This window comes from Rhizobium sophoriradicis (genome assembly GCF_025200795.1).
In the GTDB taxonomy this organism is placed as follows: Bacteria; Pseudomonadota; Alphaproteobacteria; order Rhizobiales; family Rhizobiaceae; genus Rhizobium; species Rhizobium sophoriradicis.
Window position 1 is genome coordinate 220,309 of record NZ_CP104156.1, and the last position, 16,910, is coordinate 237,218.

Annotated in this window: 6 protein-coding genes and 3 pseudogenes; 6 read left to right on the forward strand and 3 right to left on the reverse strand. The window is 58.0% G+C overall.

Going from position 1 to position 16,910, the window contains the following annotated elements; all coding sequences use genetic code 11:
- Positions 1 to 878: 878 nt before the first annotated feature.
- On the reverse strand, positions 879 to 1,766 hold the full coding sequence (locus N2597_RS31855) for a hypothetical protein (RefSeq protein WP_029875558.1): 888 nt from the start codon (positions 1,764 to 1,766) through the stop codon (positions 879 to 881).
- 524 nt (positions 1,767 to 2,290) lie between these two features.
- Between N2597_RS31855 and N2597_RS31860 the strand changes: the two are divergent.
- Together N2597_RS31860 and N2597_RS31865 are read left to right on the forward strand one after the other, a co-directional pair.
- Positions 2,291 to 2,799: pseudogene (locus tag N2597_RS31860) on the forward strand (transposase); the annotation flags it as partial.
- Between the two features lie 36 nt (positions 2,800 to 2,835).
- On the forward strand, positions 2,836 to 5,220 hold the full coding sequence (locus N2597_RS31865; protein WP_245368566.1) for a Ulp1 family isopeptidase: 2,385 nt from the start codon (positions 2,836 to 2,838) through the stop codon (positions 5,218 to 5,220).
- 503 nt (positions 5,221 to 5,723) lie between these two features.
- On the opposite strand, the gene istB is transcribed toward N2597_RS31865, so the two are convergent.
- Entirely contained in the window at positions 5,724 to 6,524 is an 801-nt protein-coding gene (istB, locus tag N2597_RS31870; RefSeq protein ID WP_009997167.1) for an IS21-like element ISSme2 family helper ATPase IstB, read from the reverse strand.
- A complete protein-coding gene (istA, locus tag N2597_RS31875) occupies positions 6,524 to 7,810 on the reverse strand; it encodes an IS21 family transposase (protein ID WP_029875831.1) in 1,287 nt (428 codons plus the stop codon). The genes istB and istA overlap by 1 nt, the downstream gene beginning before the upstream one ends.
- A gap of 88 nt (positions 7,811 to 7,898) precedes the next feature.
- Between istA and N2597_RS33875 the strand changes: the two are divergent.
- From N2597_RS33875 to N2597_RS31900, 4 genes and pseudogenes are all read left to right on the forward strand, one after another.
- Positions 7,899 to 8,121 (forward strand): annotated as a pseudogene (locus N2597_RS33875) (hypothetical protein); the annotation flags it as partial.
- A gap of 448 nt (positions 8,122 to 8,569) precedes the next feature.
- Positions 8,570 to 11,047: a Ulp1 family isopeptidase gene (locus N2597_RS31885; protein WP_210066520.1), complete on the forward strand. Its 2,478-nt coding sequence runs from the start codon at positions 8,570 to 8,572 to the stop codon at positions 11,045 to 11,047.
- Positions 11,048 to 11,730: 683 nt separating this feature from the next.
- Positions 11,731 to 12,928: pseudogene (locus N2597_RS31895) on the forward strand (transposase).
- 694 nt (positions 12,929 to 13,622) lie between these two features.
- Positions 13,623 to 16,892: a Ulp1 family isopeptidase gene (locus N2597_RS31900; RefSeq protein ID WP_210066519.1), complete on the forward strand. Its 3,270-nt coding sequence runs from the start codon at positions 13,623 to 13,625 to the stop codon at positions 16,890 to 16,892.
- The last annotated feature ends 18 nt before the right edge of the window (positions 16,893 to 16,910 follow it).

Genomic DNA, 16,910 nt, shown 5'->3' on the forward strand with positions numbered 1-16,910 from the left:
TCCTTTAGCGTTAGATCGCATACGCCGGAGCAGGAGAAGCTAATCCATGAAGCAAGCAGACACCCGCCGTCATTACACGCGCTGCAGGCGGGATTGGCCGCGCTCTGGTCGCTGCCTTTGCGAACGGCGACATTGTCGTTGCCGTGGATCTTCCTGGAAGCGGAACGGTGCGGTGCGGCGTTGCCGCGCGGCCCTGTGATCTTCAATGTGGCCTCGCTGGGCGGGTTGCTGGGCGATCCCAGACGCAACGGCTACGCTGCCTGGAAGGGGCCTGATCTTGATCACGAAAAGTTTGGCATGCGAGTTGGCGTCGCGTCGAGTGGGCCTGACGGCCATAAGAGCTCGGCTATGTGCGCACGCCGATGGTCGAGAACTGGAACGCGCCGACGAGACGGATCTCGCCGCTATTCGCCGACGCGTGCCGATGGGGCCCATGGGCGCGTCCCGATGATGTCGACCGGACCGTGCGGTTTCCGGTCAGCTCGCACGTCGATCATTCATCGACATCGTGTCGGACGGTCGCCTTGGGCTTGGCGACGGGTCCGGATACGAGCGATTCGAGTTCAAGCGCTTCGGTGTCGTTATTCATGAGGCGCCTGGGGAGTACCTGGGTGATCTTTTAGGGGCTCAACCAGAAGGTTTTCGAACCCGACGGCCATTATCAGAAGATACCCCCAACGGCGATATCGTTGCGGACCACCCAGAAGCCAGCCCCGCCAATCTGCATCGCGGCAGGATCGGAGTGCAGCATGAGGCGGGCCGTCGCAGAGAGTCGCAGCAATTATTGCAGTCTCTAATCTTCGCCTGCGTCCTCCCGTAATACAAGGGCGTATCAACTCAGCCGGCGGCGCAAAAAGTCCTCACGATGAGGCAAGCTTTTAGCCGCGGTTCAAATTGAGGTGTTCGAAGTACCAAGACGGGTCATCATCGGATGAATCTGTCTCGACACTGGCGTCACTCGAATGCTCCTCGACACCTGCTTCATCGTCGCTAAGATACTCCACGGTTTTAGAGAGATAACTCCAAGGTTTGTCGGCGCGCTGCCATCCACCCTTGCTATTCTTTGTCCACTTGTCGGGATGTTGCGTAGGGTCGAGCACCCAGCGATTTTCACCCACATCAACGAAACCCATCTGCTCTAGACGGGTTCCCATCTCCGGCGTAGCGGGACGTGACATGATCAACGGCTGTTCGCCGTCGAGTTGAAGTTGATGTTCGAGCAGAATATCGCCTGCGTTCTCGACAAGCGGATGAGTAACGCGAAGGTCTACAATCGACGTGATTCTTTTTCGACCGGGAAATAGTTCCCGCCACGGCTCGTTTTCGATGCTAAATCCATCCTCTGTTCTTAAAAGCCCAACGCTTCGTTCTCCCAGATCATAGCTGAAATATCGCGCGCTGGGCGTATCATTGTCGGTGCCGCCGTAGAGTCGAGCGATGGTAGCCGTACGCAGGGCTTTAGAGGACACGAAGGGCGAGTACTCTTGTGGATTGACGGAAATGTGCTTGATTTCATCACCGTAAAATTCCCTTACTTTTCTGGCAAATGTCGATCTGTCGAGCACCTTAATTGGAGGTTCGGAAGAGAGCGAGTATGGTCGCGTTGGCGACGAAGGCGAAAGAGCATGGGGATCTGGCGTTGATCGGGACGGCATGCCCGTAAGCGTTTGTGCCCCGGTCATATTCTCGATCCACCCCGCCATGGCCCGGGTGCGATCATCTTCCTCGGAAATGTTGTAGCGCAGCGATCGTTCTGAGTTATCCATGGCGGTCTCTCCTGAGAGTGAAAGGTGTGATGAAGCGCATTCTTTTCAGTCGCTTCACATGGGAACGGTGCGCTCACATGTCCGGCCTATAAAGCGGATACGTGACTGCTAGACTCGATGAAGCGGGCGGTGCGCGTTGCATGCGCCGCTCCTGATCCCTTTACCTCAGCCCAAGCCTCGAGGATCCGCGAAAGCGTGGCTCCCTTCGCCAGACCATCGTCGAATCGGCTGACAGTCCGTCGGAGGTGTCTGCGCCGCGGCAGGGCTAAGATTAGCTTGAATGTTAGAGGCGTCTCGGAAAATTTACCGCCCCGCGGGCCTGTTCTGTTTTCACCGTTGTTGGTCTCCAATTGCAGATTACGCATATGCTAGTGCAACCGGACTGGTCGCCATCATGCAAAATCGATATTCTAAAATGCTTTGGAAAAGCGGAGCCACGTAGACCCCTTAGGTGGTGAAGGTGACCTGCCACTGCGAATTTCCTCCAGATTTGATTAGAGTCCGGCCCATCAAAGGACGGACGAATGAAGAAGCAGAGATTTACCGAAGAGCAGATAATTGCGGTACTGAAGGAGCAGGAGGCAGGCGCGAAGGCGGCCGACCTCTGCCGTAAGCACGGGATTTCGGAAGCGACGTTTTACAACTGGAAAGCCAAATACGGTGGTATGGAAGTGTCCGAGGCCAAGCGGCTGAAGGCGCTTGAGGACGAGAACGCCAGGCTGAAAAAGCTGCTGGCCGAACAGATGCTGGATGCGGCGGCGCTCCGCGAGCTTCTTGCAAAAAAATGGTAGGGCCTGCCGCCAAGCGTGAAGCCGTCACGCATCTGAAGGCCGTGATGGGTCTTTCGGAGCGGCGGGCCTGCCAGATCATATCCGCCGACCGCAAGACGGTGCGTTATCGGTCCTGCCGACCGCCGGAGGTGGCGCTGCGGGCAAAGCTGCGTGACCTTGCAAACGAGCGTCGGCGTTTCGGCTATCGGCGACTGTTCGTCCTGCTTCGACGGGAAGGAGAGCCGTCCGGCGTCAATAGGATCGAGGTTCCAAATTTGATTTCCGGAGGACCGGCATCGATGTACCCAAGACGGAACCAGCCGCGCGATGACGATTCTCGCGAAGTAAGTGAGTGGATCGAAGGCGTGACCGGAGCTTTCGATACGGACGCCTGGATCCGGGAGTACAATTCACAGAGACGAGATGTGGAACAGGATCTGAGCGACTTGCGCCTCGGTTCGCACGACAGTGACGCCGGCGACCGTGTGCCGCGTCGCAGATCCGTGGGCGGTTCGATGCGAGTGACGCCGCAGTCGTTGGCGCCGGAGAACTCGTTGAGCGGCGCCCGCCACAGCATAGACGTCTCTCGGGCGGGCTCCAGCAGCTTGCGATTCGGCGGCTCGGGGAGCAAGACATCGAGCAATATGGCGGAGGCGGGCGAAGTCGCCGCGGCGCCGCAGGGCAAACGCCGCGGATTTACGTCGCGCATGGCGTCAGGGTTCAAGAAGGCGTTCGGATTGAGCAGCGGCAAGACGTCGTCGCGGAGTTCGGGGCAGCAAGACGTCGATGCCGCAACGGAGACTCACGTGGTCTCAACCAAGGTTCGCGTCGGCGCCAAGCGTGGTCGCCCCGCCGACCGGGACATGCATCCCGATGACGAGACCCGCATCAACCAGTTCGCGGAAGCAGTCCGAAACTACGAAATTCTACCCGACGGTAGCGTCGGCCGAGGGGACGGAAGGGTTCCCGAGGCTACCGTCGAGAACAATTTAGGGATTCTTAGGAGGTTCGCTCGTTGGCTCCGAGCAGAAAACAGAGATTCGATGGCTTCTCGGCTTTTAAACGATCCAGATTCACTAGCCGTTGATATCGCGGATTATTGGGCAAGCGGTGGGGATGGTCAGGACCGTCTTAAGTCAGCACTGTCTCATTTCAGGAGGCTCGCGCCTGAGGGGCAAGAACTCCAAGCCGTTGGACCTGGGCCGCGCCTGATGGGGCGCCAGATACATGATCCTTATCCCGACGACGCCCGCGTCATTGATAGCTTGGCCAAGGAAGAGCTGAGTAAGTTCGGACCGGTCCCGACTTCTCGGAATAATACCAGTCACCAACGAAAGTTTAGCGCTTGGCTCCAAAGGGAGGGCAGGGAGAGCATAGCGAGCCGGCTCAACGGCAGTGATCAGCAGCAATGGTCGTTGAAAAAAGATTACCAAGACTTCACCGAAGACATGGGAAAACACACTATCTCTTTCAAGCGGCTTCGGCAGTACCAGCAAGTCGTTGAGGCGAACGCAGCGTCGGGGTTGTCCCCTGAGCAGGCAAGTGGCCGGGAACCGGCCGGTCTGGACGGCCGTTCGGATCCACGTGCCGAGTTCAGATCAACTTCGCCGCTGCAGCAGGTTGATCCATCGATCGAAGGCCGCAGCGGATTGTCGCTCGACCATATCGAATGGCTGGGCGACCAGCATATCCAGACGGATTATGAGCTGCTAATGCAGGACTTGCAGCGAAACGATCCGGATCTCGCCGCCAGGACGCGGCTTATCGATCCCCTGATAGCCCATTATCATCTGCGCCTGGGCGATGAGAGCACCGCGCTGAGCGCTTTCCAGCGCATCGTTAATGATCAGAATGGAAGAGATACAGCCGACTTCCTGTTCCTTCCAGTGAGCGATGCCAGTGCTTCGGATCCTGATCACCGCGGCACCCATTGGTCGCTGCTACTCGTTGACCGTCGCAACCGCGAGGGGCCGGCTGCCTATCACTATGACTCCTTCCGGGGCCAGAACAACGAGTTTGCAGCAATGCTCGCACAAAGGTTGGGTACCCGTCTGGAGCCCGTCCGCATGACCCAACAGCGCAACGACTATGATTGCGGAGTCTTCGTGGTTGACGGCACGCGGGCGCTCGTTAGACGACTGGCACGAAGAGGCCGGCCAGCCGTGCTGCACCTCGACAACCTCGTCGCCGATCGGGAGCAACTCCAACGACGTCTGAGCACCGCGCCCAACAGTGCTCGAGCGGGGGCTGCGGCGGCTGAACCGGAGTCCTCCACACAGATCGCCGATCCCGCAGAGTTTTGGCATGGAGTGGGTCAACCCGGCCAGCTTCCCGCCGATAGCTGGAATACAGCGACCTTCCGGCAGGATTTGCCGTCAGCTGCCTATTCACCGGTGCAAAGCGTCAATCCGCCAGACGCACCATGGGAGCAAAGCTTGGGGGCATCGATCTTCGGCACCCCACAGTACACGCTGCCTGTGGACGACTTGGGAGGAGCTGTCCCTCCGAGCTGGCAACACCGCAATCAACCGGCACCGGCTGGCCTTCGGCTTGCAATGTCCTGGCTTGAGTTGCTGCCGAGCGCGGACAACCCCCAGACCAGCATCACTATCCATGGTGTGCCCTACACGGCCACTCTGGGGCCATCAGGCATGGAGAACGACATTTACCTTTTCCTGCAATAGGGTGGAGATGGATCGAGCAATAGATGCCAGTGGTTCTTGAAAAAGCACCAAACCGTTGAGAGAGAATCCGTTTTTACGCGGCCACGTGCAGCGCGCCAACCCAGATGAGACGATCCCCAGTGCCGGGGGCGACATCGAATGTGCACGTCGCCAGTCTTCCTTCAAAACGTGACGTTTGGCCAGCATCCCAAGAGGCGACGGCTGTCGCATCTGAGGTGTAGACAGATACGGATGCGGGAAGAGCCTCGGGTGCGAAGGATGCTGGCGCGGTCGCTGAAGTGCTTAGTGCCGTCTATGACGGCCTATCCTTTGCGGGTTCTACTATGGCTTCAGGCCAGGACGAAACCCGCCCATGGCGCCGGATGCATTTCATACAGCGATCATGAGCCAACGTGTGAGTTTGGTACTCGATGCCGACCACGTATCCTGCAACTATCAAACTATGCCTGCTGTCAAGCGAAGTGAAGATTTGACCCCGTAGGCGAAACGAAGAACTGACCCCTTCATTGATTTGCTGTTTCGTTTGTCTCAAGCGCTGTTCCGGCCTTCTGCAGAAGGCCGGAACGGCGCTTTTCGCGAAGCCTGTAGCTATCACCTCGGATGGTGATCACCGTCGAATGGTGCAGCAGGCGGTCCAATATCGCGGTGGCGACGACAGGGTCTCCAAAGACGCTCCCCCACTCTCCGACCGATCGATTGGAGGTAATCAGGATCGATCCCCTTTCATAGCGGCGAGAGACCAGTTGGAAGAACAGGTGGGCGGCGTTAGCTTCGAAGGGCAGATATCCCAGCTCGTCGATGATCAGCAGTTTCGGCCGCGATAGGATTGTCAACTGCTTGTCCAATGAGCCATCGTTATGGGCCTTGGCGAGCATCGCAACCAGAGTGGCCGCCGTGGCGAATTGAACGTTGTAGTTCTGGCGGATTGCTTCTCGGCCAAGACTGACAGCAAGGTGCGTCTTACCGGTGCCCGGAGGTCCGAGGAATAGGACGGTGTCGCCGTGAGCAATCCAGCGGCAGGTTGACAGCTCCCTGATCTGTCCTCGATCCAGCGAGGGCTGTGCCTCGAAGTCGAAGCCATCGAGTTCGCGTACGAAGGGGAACTGCGCCAACTTGCTCGACATCGAGATGCGCCGTTCATCGCGCCGGGCAATCTCTCGTGAGACCAGGAACGCCAGAGCTTCGCGCAACGTCATCTTCGAGCGGGCCGCCTCGTCCAGCAACGTGTCGAGTTGATCGCGGATCGCCGTCAGCTTTAGCCGATCGAGTGTCGCGATGAGTAAATCGTGATCGACGGTCGTCATCACCAGCCACCTCCAACAACGGCCTCGTATTCCGCAAGAGGTCGCAGCAAGGCGGCTGGTGCCAGCTCGACTGGAGCGGTGCGAACCAGTCCTTCGCTACCCGCGAAGCCAACAAAGTGATCCCGGTCGACGATCCGTTGTCGCCGTCCCTGGCAGAGAGGATGATCGGCCACAACCTGGCCAGCGTGACGGATAATTACACGGCCAGCCAATACAACGACTTGGACGCTCTCGCCGATGAGACGCCAGGGTACGGAATAGCTGTTTGTGTCGAGATCGATGGCGCAGTCCGCCTGCACTTTGCGCACGAGGTCGCGTAGTTGTCCAAACGGTGCGCGGCCGGATAGCGGCCGAAGGGCTTCGGCCTCCGCAGCAAAGCGTTCAATTGGTGCTTCACCAGTCGTGCCGTGTTCTCGTCGGTCTGCGATCTCTCGTATCCATCGGTCAAGGTGCGCCTCGAACGAAGCCCAGTTCTCAAACCGGCGACCAGCGATAGCATTCTTCTTGACGTACCCGACCCCGCGCTCGTCCTTCCCCTTTGTTCGCGCCCGGTAGGGAGCGCAAGCGCGTGGCGCGAAGCCCCAGTAACGGGCAAACGCCCAGAGTCGCGCATTGAAGCGAACCTCCCGGCTAACCGCGTCGTGATGTTCGACAAGTGCCTTCGCATTATCCAGCAAAACCTCAACGGGAACGCCGCCAAACCGAAGAAACGCGCCTTCCATCCCCTCGAACCAATCTGTCTGCCCTTCTCTCAATGAGGCACGGATATGAATGCGTCTGGAATAGCTTAGCGTGGCGACAAAGACGTTTACCCGAAGCCGCTCGTCACCGATCCAGACACGCGTCTGCCCGAAGTCGATCTGCAACTGACGACCAGGCGGCGTTTCAAACCGCACTGTCGCACGCTTTTGCGCCTTGAGTTCCCGCCGCCATTCCCGGACTCGAAGCTCTACCGAACGCAAACCGATGATAATTCCATGCTCGCTCGCCAGCTCCTGCCGGATCACATCGGCATTGCCATCATGGCGAAAGAAGCGTTCACGAAGCCAATCATCAAGGCCATCAAAAGCACTCCTCCGAACCGGCTTCTTGAAGGGTACCGCTCCACCCTCACGAAGATATCGACGGACAGTGTTGCGAGCACATCCAAATTCCTTCGATAGACGCTTGGCACCCCAACCAAGCTCGTGCAGCCGCAACATTGCCACCACCTCATCTGCCTCAAGCATATCTTCGCCCTGCATCGTTCCCCACGATGCAGGATGCGCTGAAATCGCACTTGTCATCCATCTCTCCTCGTTGTCACACGAGGGGGCAGTTCTTCATTTCGTTAGGGGGTCAGTTTCTCATTTCGCCTGACACCTGCGGGCGGGTGCCGCGGTGGACCGACTTGTTCATCACGCAACGATCTTCGAAATGAACGTCGAAAGCTGTCGACGACGTTCCACCCATGGGGGTCAAACGCCGGCGCGGCAGGCCAGCCTCATTCGCGACAATCAAAGGCACCGCACGGTTAGTCGCGGAGCGGCAATCAGACCACGATGAAGCTCTTGCCAGCGACAATCAACATGATAACTTCATCCCGACCGCGACATAAGAATCTCATCCAGATTGTCGCGCGCGTCTCATCCTGATCGCCGCCCCATAGGTCGCATAACTATCAGGCGCGCAACGGGTTCTGTCAGCAGCTACACCGCAATGGTTCCGTTGCCTGAGGCGGCGAAATCAGAAAGGCCGGCGGAAAGATTGGTTGGAATCGGAAATTCTGACGGCACCCTTCGCGCTGCATGTTCCACACATCACCCGAAACTGCTTAAATGAAGGCCAATTTTAGCGGGCTCCGCATGGCAAGCGGCAAGCTGGCGAGCCTCTCAAGCCATGTGCCGGCCTGATGGTCGAGTGCAGACGATTGTCGGCAAGCCGTCGCCATATGGTGTTCGGCCATGCCTTGAGGGCATGATTGGATCTGGCTTTAGCATGCTGGGCGGCGGTCGGCAGGCATTAGGATCGAGGTTCCAAATTTGATTTCCGGAGGACCGGCATCGATGTACCCAAGACGGAACCAGCCGCGCGATGACGATTCTCGCGAAGTAAGTGGGTGGATCGAAGGCGTGACCGGAGCTTTCGATACGGACGCCTGGATCGAGGACTACTATTCAGAGAGCCGAGACATGGAACAGGATCCGAGCGACTTACGCCTCGGTTCGCACGATAGTGACGCCGGCGACCGTGTGCCGCGTCGCAGATCCGTGGGCGGTTCGATGCGAGTGACGCCGCAGTCGCTGGCGCCGGAGAGGGGTTCGGGGCAGCAAGACGTCGATGCCGCAACGGAGACTCACGTGGTCTCAACCAAGGTTCGCGTCGGCGCCAAGCGTGGTCGCGCCGCCGACTGGGACATGCATCCCGATGACGAGTCCCGCATCAACCAGTTCGCGGAAGCAGTCCGAAACTACGAAATTCTACCCGACGGTAGCGTCGGCCGAGGGGACGGAAGGGTTCCCGAGGCTACCGTCGAGAACAATTTATGGGTTCTTAGGGGGTTCGCTCGTTGGCTCCGAGCAGAGAACAGAGATTCGATGGCTTCTCGGCTTTTAAACGATCCAGATTCACTAGCCGTTGATATCGCGGATTATTATTTTGCAAGCGGTGGGGATGGTCGGAACCGTCTTAAGTCAGCACTGTCTCATTTCAGGAGGCTCGCGCCTGAGGGGCAAGAACTCCAAGCCGTTGGACCTGGGCCGCGCCTGATGGGGCGCCAGATACATGATCCTTATCCCGACGACGCCCGCGTCATTGATAGCTTGGCCAAGGAAGAGCTGAGTAAGTTCGGACCGGTCTCGACTTCCCGGAATAATACCAGTCACCAACGAAAGTTTAGCGCTTGGCTCAAAAGGGAGGGCAGGGAGAGCATAGTCAGCCGGCTCACCGGCAGTGATGAGCAGCAACAGTCGTTGAAGGAGGATTTTAGGGCCTTTACCAAGGAGGAAGGAAAAAAAGTGGTCGTGAGTTTCGATCGGCTGCGGCAGTATCTAGGCGCCGAGTCCCAGTTGAAACAGCATAATCCTTATCCCGACGACGCCCGCATCATTGATGACCTAGCCAAGGAAGCGCTGAGCAAGCTCGGATCGAACTCGACTTCCAAGAGGAATGTTGTCTGGAATATGGCCAGCAATCAACGAAAGTTTAGCGCTTGGCTCCAAAGGGAGGGCAGGGAGAGCATAGTCAGCCGACTCACCGGTACTGATCAGCAGCAACAGTCGTTGCAAAAAGATTACCAAGACTTCACCGAAGACATGGGAAAACACACTATCTCTTTCAAGCGGCTTCGGCAGTACCAGCAAGTCGTTGAGGCGAACGCAGCGTCGGGGTTGTCCCCTGAGCAGGCAAGTGGCCGGGAACCGGCCGGTCTGGACGGCCGTTCGGATCCACGTGCCGAGTTCAGATCAATTTCGCCGCTGCAGCAGGTTGATCCATCGATCGAAGGCCGCAGCGGATTGTCGCTCGACCATATCGAATGGCTGGGCGACCAGCATATCCAGACGGATTATGAGCTGCTAATGCAGGACTTGCAGCGAAACGATCCGGATCTCGCCGCCAGGACGCGGCTTATCGATCCCCTGATAGCCCATTATCATCTGCGCCTGGGCGATGAGAGCACCGCGCTGAGCGCTTTCCAGCGCATCGTTAATGATCAGAATGGAAGAGATACAGCCGACTTCCTGTTCCTTCCAGTGAGCGATGCCAGTGCTTCGGATCCTGATCACCGCGGCACCCATTGGTCGCTGCTACTCGTTGACCGTCGCAACCGCGAGGGGCCGGCTGCCTATCACTATGACTCCTTCCGGGGCCAGAACAACGAGTTTGCAGCAATGCTCGCACAAAGGTTGGGTACCCGTCTGGAGCCCGTCCGCATGACCCAACAGCGCAACGACTATGATTGCGGAGTCTTCGTGGTTGACGGCACGCGGGCGCTCGTTAGACGACTGGCACGAAGAGGCCGGCCAGCCGTGCTGCACCTCGACAACCTCGTCGCCGATCGGGAGCAACTCCAACGACGTCTGAGCACCGCGCCCAACAGTGCTCGAGCGGGGGCTGCGGCGGCTGGACCGGAGTCCTCCACACAGATCGCCGATCCCGCAGAGTTTTGGCATGGAGTGGCTCAACCCGGCCAGCTTCCCGATAGCTGGAATACAGCGACCTTCCGGCAGGATTTGCCGTCAGCTGCCTATTCACCGGTGCAAAGCGTCAATCCGCCAGACGCACCATGGGAGCAAAGCTTGGGGGCATCGATCTTCGGCACCCCACAGTACACGCTGCCTGTGGACGACTTGGGAGGATTTGTCCCTCCGAGCTGGCAACACGGCAATCAACCGGTACCAGATGACCTTCTGCCTGCAATGTACTTATTTGACTTGCTGCCGAGCGCGGACAAACCCACCAACTTCAGTATCCATGGTGTGCCCTACACGGCCACTCTGGGGCCATCAGGCATGCAGAGCGACATTTACCTTTTCCTGCAATAGGGTGGAGATGGATCGAGCAATAGATGCCAGTGGTTCTTGAAAAAGCACCAAACCGTTGAGAGAGAATCCGTTTTTACGCGGCCACGTGCAGCGCGCCAACCCAGATGAGACGATCCCCAGTGCCGGGGGCGACATCGAATGTGCACGTCGCCAGTCTTCCTTCAAAACGTGACGTTTGGCCAGCATCCCAAGAGGCGACGGCTGTCGCATCTGAGGTGTAGACAGATACGGATGCGGGAAGAGCCTCGGGTGCGAAGGATGCTGGCGCGGTCGCTGAAGTGCTTAGTGCCGTCTATGACGGCCTACCCTTTGCGGGTTCTACTATGGCTTCAGGCCAGGACGAAACCCGCCCATGGCGCCGGATGCATTTCATACAGCGATCATGAGCCAACGTGTGAGTTGGGTGCTCGATGCCGACCCGTATCCTGCAACTAATGCCTGCGGGCGGGTGCCGCGGTGGACCGACTTGTTCATCACGCAACGATCATTCGAAATGAACGTTGAAAGCTATCGACGACGTTCCACCCATGGGGGTCAAACGCCGGCGCGGCAGGCCAGCCTCATTCGCGACAATCAAAGGCACCGCCAGTTTGTCGCGCGCATTGCCTCGCCTGAACTGCTCCCTGAGAATGGGTTATTGCCTCATCTAAATTGCTCCCGCCGAATCAACCTCGGGAGCTGTGATGAGGAAGGTCAGCATGGCGACACGTGCGGAATTGGTGGCAGCGATCAGTTGTCGCTATGTGTTAGGCGGGCGGGCCGAGAAGGCGAGGATGTTAGACGAGTTCGTGGCGCTCACGGGCTTTCATCGCAAGCATGCGATGCGACTGCTGCGAGGAGAACGCAAACCGGCGAAGGGTGGTCCTCGGCCAGGGCGCCGGGTTTACGGCGACGACGTGCGGGCAGCGCTCGTCGTTGTTTGGGAGGCGTCGGATCGAATTTGCGGCAAGCGACTACACCCCCTGTTGCCAACACTAATCGAAGCGATGGAACGTCATGGACACGGCGATATGAATAGCGAGACGCGCCGGCGACTCTTGACGATGAGCCCAGCGACGATTGATCGGGTCCTCAAGGATGGTTCGCGAGCAAACGGTACTGATCACTGCGTTGGCCGAACTGCGCAAGTTGCTGCCGTTCCCGCTGCTGGGCTTCGACACCGATAACGACAGTGTGTTCATGAACGAGAGTGTTCATGAGTATTGCTTGCGCGATAATATCGAACTTACCCGTTGCCGCCCTTACCGAAAGAATGATCAGGCATTTGTCGAGCAGAAGAATGGCGCAATCGTGCGCAAGATCGTTGGATACCGACGCTTCGAGGGGCTGCGAGCCACTCGGGAGCTGGCCAAGCTTTATTCGTCAATGCGGTTGTTCGTGAATTTCTTTCAGCCATCATTCAAGCTGAAAGAAAAGCACCGTGACGGAGCCAAGGTGATCAAGCGCTATCATCGTCCTGCCACACTCTTCCAGCGGCTGCTTGACGACCCACGCACGCCGGAGGATACATGCCTTTGGCTCAAGGCGATGTACCTGACGCTCGAAGACTTTCTTTCTGGCTTACGGATTGCTTGGCGTGGTGGTGAAGTGAAACCGACTGCCCGCTCCAAGCCAGCGGCCAAGCGAGAGCGGCGGAGGCCCGATCCTCTACTCGCCGTCACTGCCGAACTCGAGGAATGGTTCGAGGCGGAGCCTTGGCGAACTTCGCGAGAGTTGCTTGAACGCTTGCAGGTCAAATGCCCCGGCGTGTATCCCGACGGCCTCATTCGGACCGTGCAGCGCCGAATGAAAATCTGGCGCAGTACACAGGCCAATGCGCTGGTGTTCGGGCCATTCGCCGATGCCGCGCGGCAGACGGAAAGTATAGAGGTCGGGCAGTGAGATCATTACCGAACAATACAGGATCGTCATCCGCGCTCTTACCGCCAGGTTGGCCTTCGACAACCGACCCCACCGGAAAACATGATGACCGCCCGCGAAGCCGCCCGCTCGCTACAGCGCTATTGAGAGGCGCGCTCGCGAGCGGCTTCGCTACCTCCGTCACCTGCACCAGGTGCGGGGATACGATCGGAACAACCCGTGAGGCATTCGAAAACATCGAGTGAGGCAACGACATTATTCTCCGGGAACACTCTTGGGTGAGGCAATACGGCGTCTCATCCTGATCGCCGCCCCATAGGTCGCATAACTATCAGGCGTGCAACGGGTTCTGCAAGCAGCTACGCCGCAATGGTTCCGTTGCCTGAGGCGGCGAAATCAGAAAGGCCGGCGGAAAGATTGGTTGGAATCGGAAATTCTGACGGCACCCTTCACGCTGCATGTCCAACACATCACTCGAACTGCTTAAATGAAGGCCAATTTTAGCGGGCTCCGCATGGCAAGCGGCAAGCTGGCGAGCCTCTCAAGCCATGTGCCGGCCTGATGGTCGAGTGCAGACGATTGTCGGCAAGCCGTCGCCATATGGTGTTCGGCCATGCCTTGAGGGCATGATTGGATCTGGCTTTAGCATGCTGGGCGGCGGTCGGCAGGCATTAGGATCGAGGTTCCAAATTTGATTTCCGGAGGACCGGCATCGATGTACCCAAGACGGAACCAGCCGCGCGATGACGATTCTCGCGAAGTAAGTGGGTGGATCGAAGGCGTGACCGGAGCTTTCGATACGGACGCCTGGATCGAGGACTACTATTCAGAGAGCCGAGACCTGGAACAGGATCCGAGCGACTTGCGCGGGCAGCAAGACGTCGATGCCGCAACGGAGACTCACGTGGTCTCAACCAAGGTTCGCAAGCGTGGTCGCCCCGCCGACCGAGACATGCATCCTGATGACGAGACCCGCATCAACCAGTTCGCGGAAGCAGTCCGAAACTACGAAATTCTACCCGACGGTAGCGTCGGCCGAGGGGACGGAAGGGTTCCCGAGGCTACCGTCGAGAACAATTTAGGGATTCTTAGGAGGTTCGCTCGTTGGCTCCGAGCAGAAAACAGAGATTCGATGGCTTCTCGGTTTTTAAACGATCCAGATTCGCTAGCCGGTGATATCGCGGATTACTGGGCAAACGGTGGGGACGATCGTAAGCGTCTTAACTCAGCACTGTCTCATTTCAGGAGGCTCTCGCCTGAGGGGCAAGAACTCCAAGCCGTTGGACCTGGGCCGCGCCTGATGGGGCGCCGAATTCATGTTCCCTATCCCGACGACGCCCTCATTATTGATGCCTTGGCCAACGAAGAGCGGAGTAAGCTCCGACCGGTCTCGACTTCCCGGAAAAATGCCAGTAACCAACGAAAATTTAGCGCTTGGCTCAAAAGGGAGGGCAGGGAGAGCATAGTCAGCCGACTCACGGGTACTGATGAGCAGCAACGGTCGTTGCAGGAGGATTTTAGGAAATTTACCGAGGCCGAGGGAAAAGTGGTCGTGAGTTTAGATCGGCTGCGGCAGTATCTAGGCGCCGAGTCCCAGTTGAAACAGCATAATCCTTATCCCGACGACGCCCTCATGATTGATGGCTGCGCCAACGAAGAGCTGAGCAAGCTCGGATCGGACTCGACTTCCAAGAGGAATGTTGTCCGGATTACGGCCATAAATCAACGGAGGTTTAGTAATTGGCTCCAAAAGAATGGTAGGGGGAGCATAGCCAGTCGCCTGACTGGCAGTGATCAGCAGCAAGGGTCGTTGAAGGACGATTTTAGGGGCTTTACCAAGGCTGAAGGAAGAATAAACGTGGGTTTTGATCGGCTGCGGCAGTATCTAGGCGCCGAGTCCCAGTTGAAGCAGCATGATCCTTATCCCGACGACGCCCTCATTATTGAGGCCTTGGCCAACGAAGAGCAGAGTAAGCTCGGACCGGTCTCGACTTCCCGGAAAAATGCCAGTAACCAACGAAAATTTAGCGATTGGCTCAAAAGGGAGGGCAGGGAGAGCATGGTCAGCCGACTCACCGGTACTGATGAGCAGCAACGGTCGTTGCAGGAGGATTTTAGGGCCTTTACCAAGGAGGAAGGAAAAAAAGTGGTCGTGAGTTTCAATCGGCTGCGGCAGTATCTAGGCGCCGAGTCGCAGTTGAAACAGCATGATCCTTATCCCGATGACGCCCGCATCATTGATGACCTAGCCAAGGAAGCGCTGAGCAAGCTCGGATCGAACTCGACTTCGCAGAGGAAAGTAGTCTTGAATCTGGCCAGCAATCAACGGAGGTTTAGTGATTGGCTCCGAAAGAAGGGTCGGGGGAGCATAGGCAGTCGCTTGACTGGCAGTGATCAGCAGCAACAGTCGTTAAAGGACGATTACAGTAACTTTACCAACGCTGAAGGAAAAAGAATAAGCGTGAGTTTCGATCGGCTGCGGCAGTATCTAGGCGCTGAGTCGCAGTTGAAACAGCATGATCCTTATCCCGACGACGCCCTCATGATTGATAGCTTCGCCAACGAAGAGCTGAGTAAGCTCGGACCGGACTCGACTTCGCAGAGGAGAGTCGTCTGGAGACTGGCCAGCAATCAACGAAAGTTTAGTGATTGGCTGCAAACCAGGGGTAGGGAGAGCATAGCGAGCCGGCTCAACGGCAGTGATCAGCAGCAATGGTCGTTGAAAAAAGATTACCAAGACTTCACCGAAGACATGGGAAAACACACTATCTCTTTCAAGCGGCTTCGGCAGTACCAGCAAGTCGTTGAGGCGAACGCAGCGTCGGGGTTGTCCCCTGAGCAGGCAAGTGGCCGGGAACCGGCCGGTCTGGACGGCCGTTCGGATCCACGTGCCGAGTTCAGATCAACTTCGCCGCTGCAGCAGGTTGATCCATCGATCGAAGGCCGCAGCGGATTGTCGCTCGACCATATCGAATGGCTGGGCGACCAGCATATCCAGACGGATTATGAGCTGCTAATGCAGGACTTGCAGCGAAACGATCCGGATCTCGCCGCCAGGACGCGGCTTATCGATCCCCTGATAGCCCATTATCATCTGCGCCTGGGCGATGAGAGCACCGCGCTGAGCGCTTTCCAGCGCATCGTTAATGATCAGAATGGAAGAGATACAGCCGACTTCCTGTTCCTTCCAGTGAGCGATGCCAGTGCTTCGGATCCTGATCACCGCGGCACCCATTGGTCGCTGCTACTCGTTGACCGTCGCAACCGCGAGGGGCCGGCTGCCTATCACTATGACTCCTTCCGGGGCCAGAACAACGAGTTTGCAGCAATGCTCGCACAAAGGTTGGGTACCCGTCTGGAGCCCGTCCGCATGACCCAACAGCGCAACGACTATGATTGCGGAGTCTTCGTGGTTGACGGCACGCGGGCGCTCGTTAGACGACTGGCACGAAGAGGCCGGCCAGCCGTGCTGCACCTCGACAACCTCGTCGCCGATCGGGAGCAACTCCAACGACGTCTGAGCCCCGCGCCCAACAGTGCTCGAGCGGGGGCTGCGGCGGCTGGACCGGAGTCCTCCACACAGATCGCCGATCCCGCAGAGTTTTGGCATGGAGTGGCTCAACCCGGCCAGCTTCCCGATAGCTGGAATACAGCGACCTTCCGGCAGGATTTGCCGTCAGCTGCCTATTCACCGGTGCAAAGCGTCAATCCGCCAGACGCACCATGGGAGCAAAGCTTGGGGGCATCGATCTTCGGCACCCCACAGTACACGCTGCCTGTGGACGACTTGGGAGGAGCTGTCCCTCCGAGCTGGCAACACCGCAATCAACCGGCACCGGCTGGCCTTCGGCTTGCGATGTCCTGGCTTGAGTTGCTGCCGAGCGCGGACAACCCCCAGACCAGCATCACTATCCATGGTGTGCCCTACACGGCCACTCTGGGGCCATCAGGCATGGAGAACGACATTTACCTTTTCCTGCAATAGGGTGGAGATGGATCGAGC

Excerpts from the sequence above, each read along its gene's own strand:
- N2597_RS31865 (WP_245368566.1), top strand. The coding sequence starts at position 2,836 with ATGTACCCAAGACGGAACCAGCCGCGCGATGACGATTCTCGCGAAGTA.
- N2597_RS31855 (WP_029875558.1), bottom strand. The coding sequence starts at position 1,766 with ATGGATAACTCAGAACGATCGCTGCGCTACAACATTTCCGAGGAAGAT.
- istA (WP_029875831.1), bottom strand. The coding sequence starts at position 7,810 with ATGACAAGTGCGATTTCAGCGCATCCTGCATCGTGGGGAACGATGCAG.
- N2597_RS31900 (WP_210066519.1), top strand. The coding sequence starts at position 13,623 with ATGTACCCAAGACGGAACCAGCCGCGCGATGACGATTCTCGCGAAGTA.
- istB (WP_009997167.1), bottom strand. The coding sequence starts at position 6,524 with ATGACGACCGTCGATCACGATTTACTCATCGCGACACTCGATCGGCTA.
- N2597_RS31885 (WP_210066520.1), top strand. The coding sequence starts at position 8,570 with ATGTACCCAAGACGGAACCAGCCGCGCGATGACGATTCTCGCGAAGTA.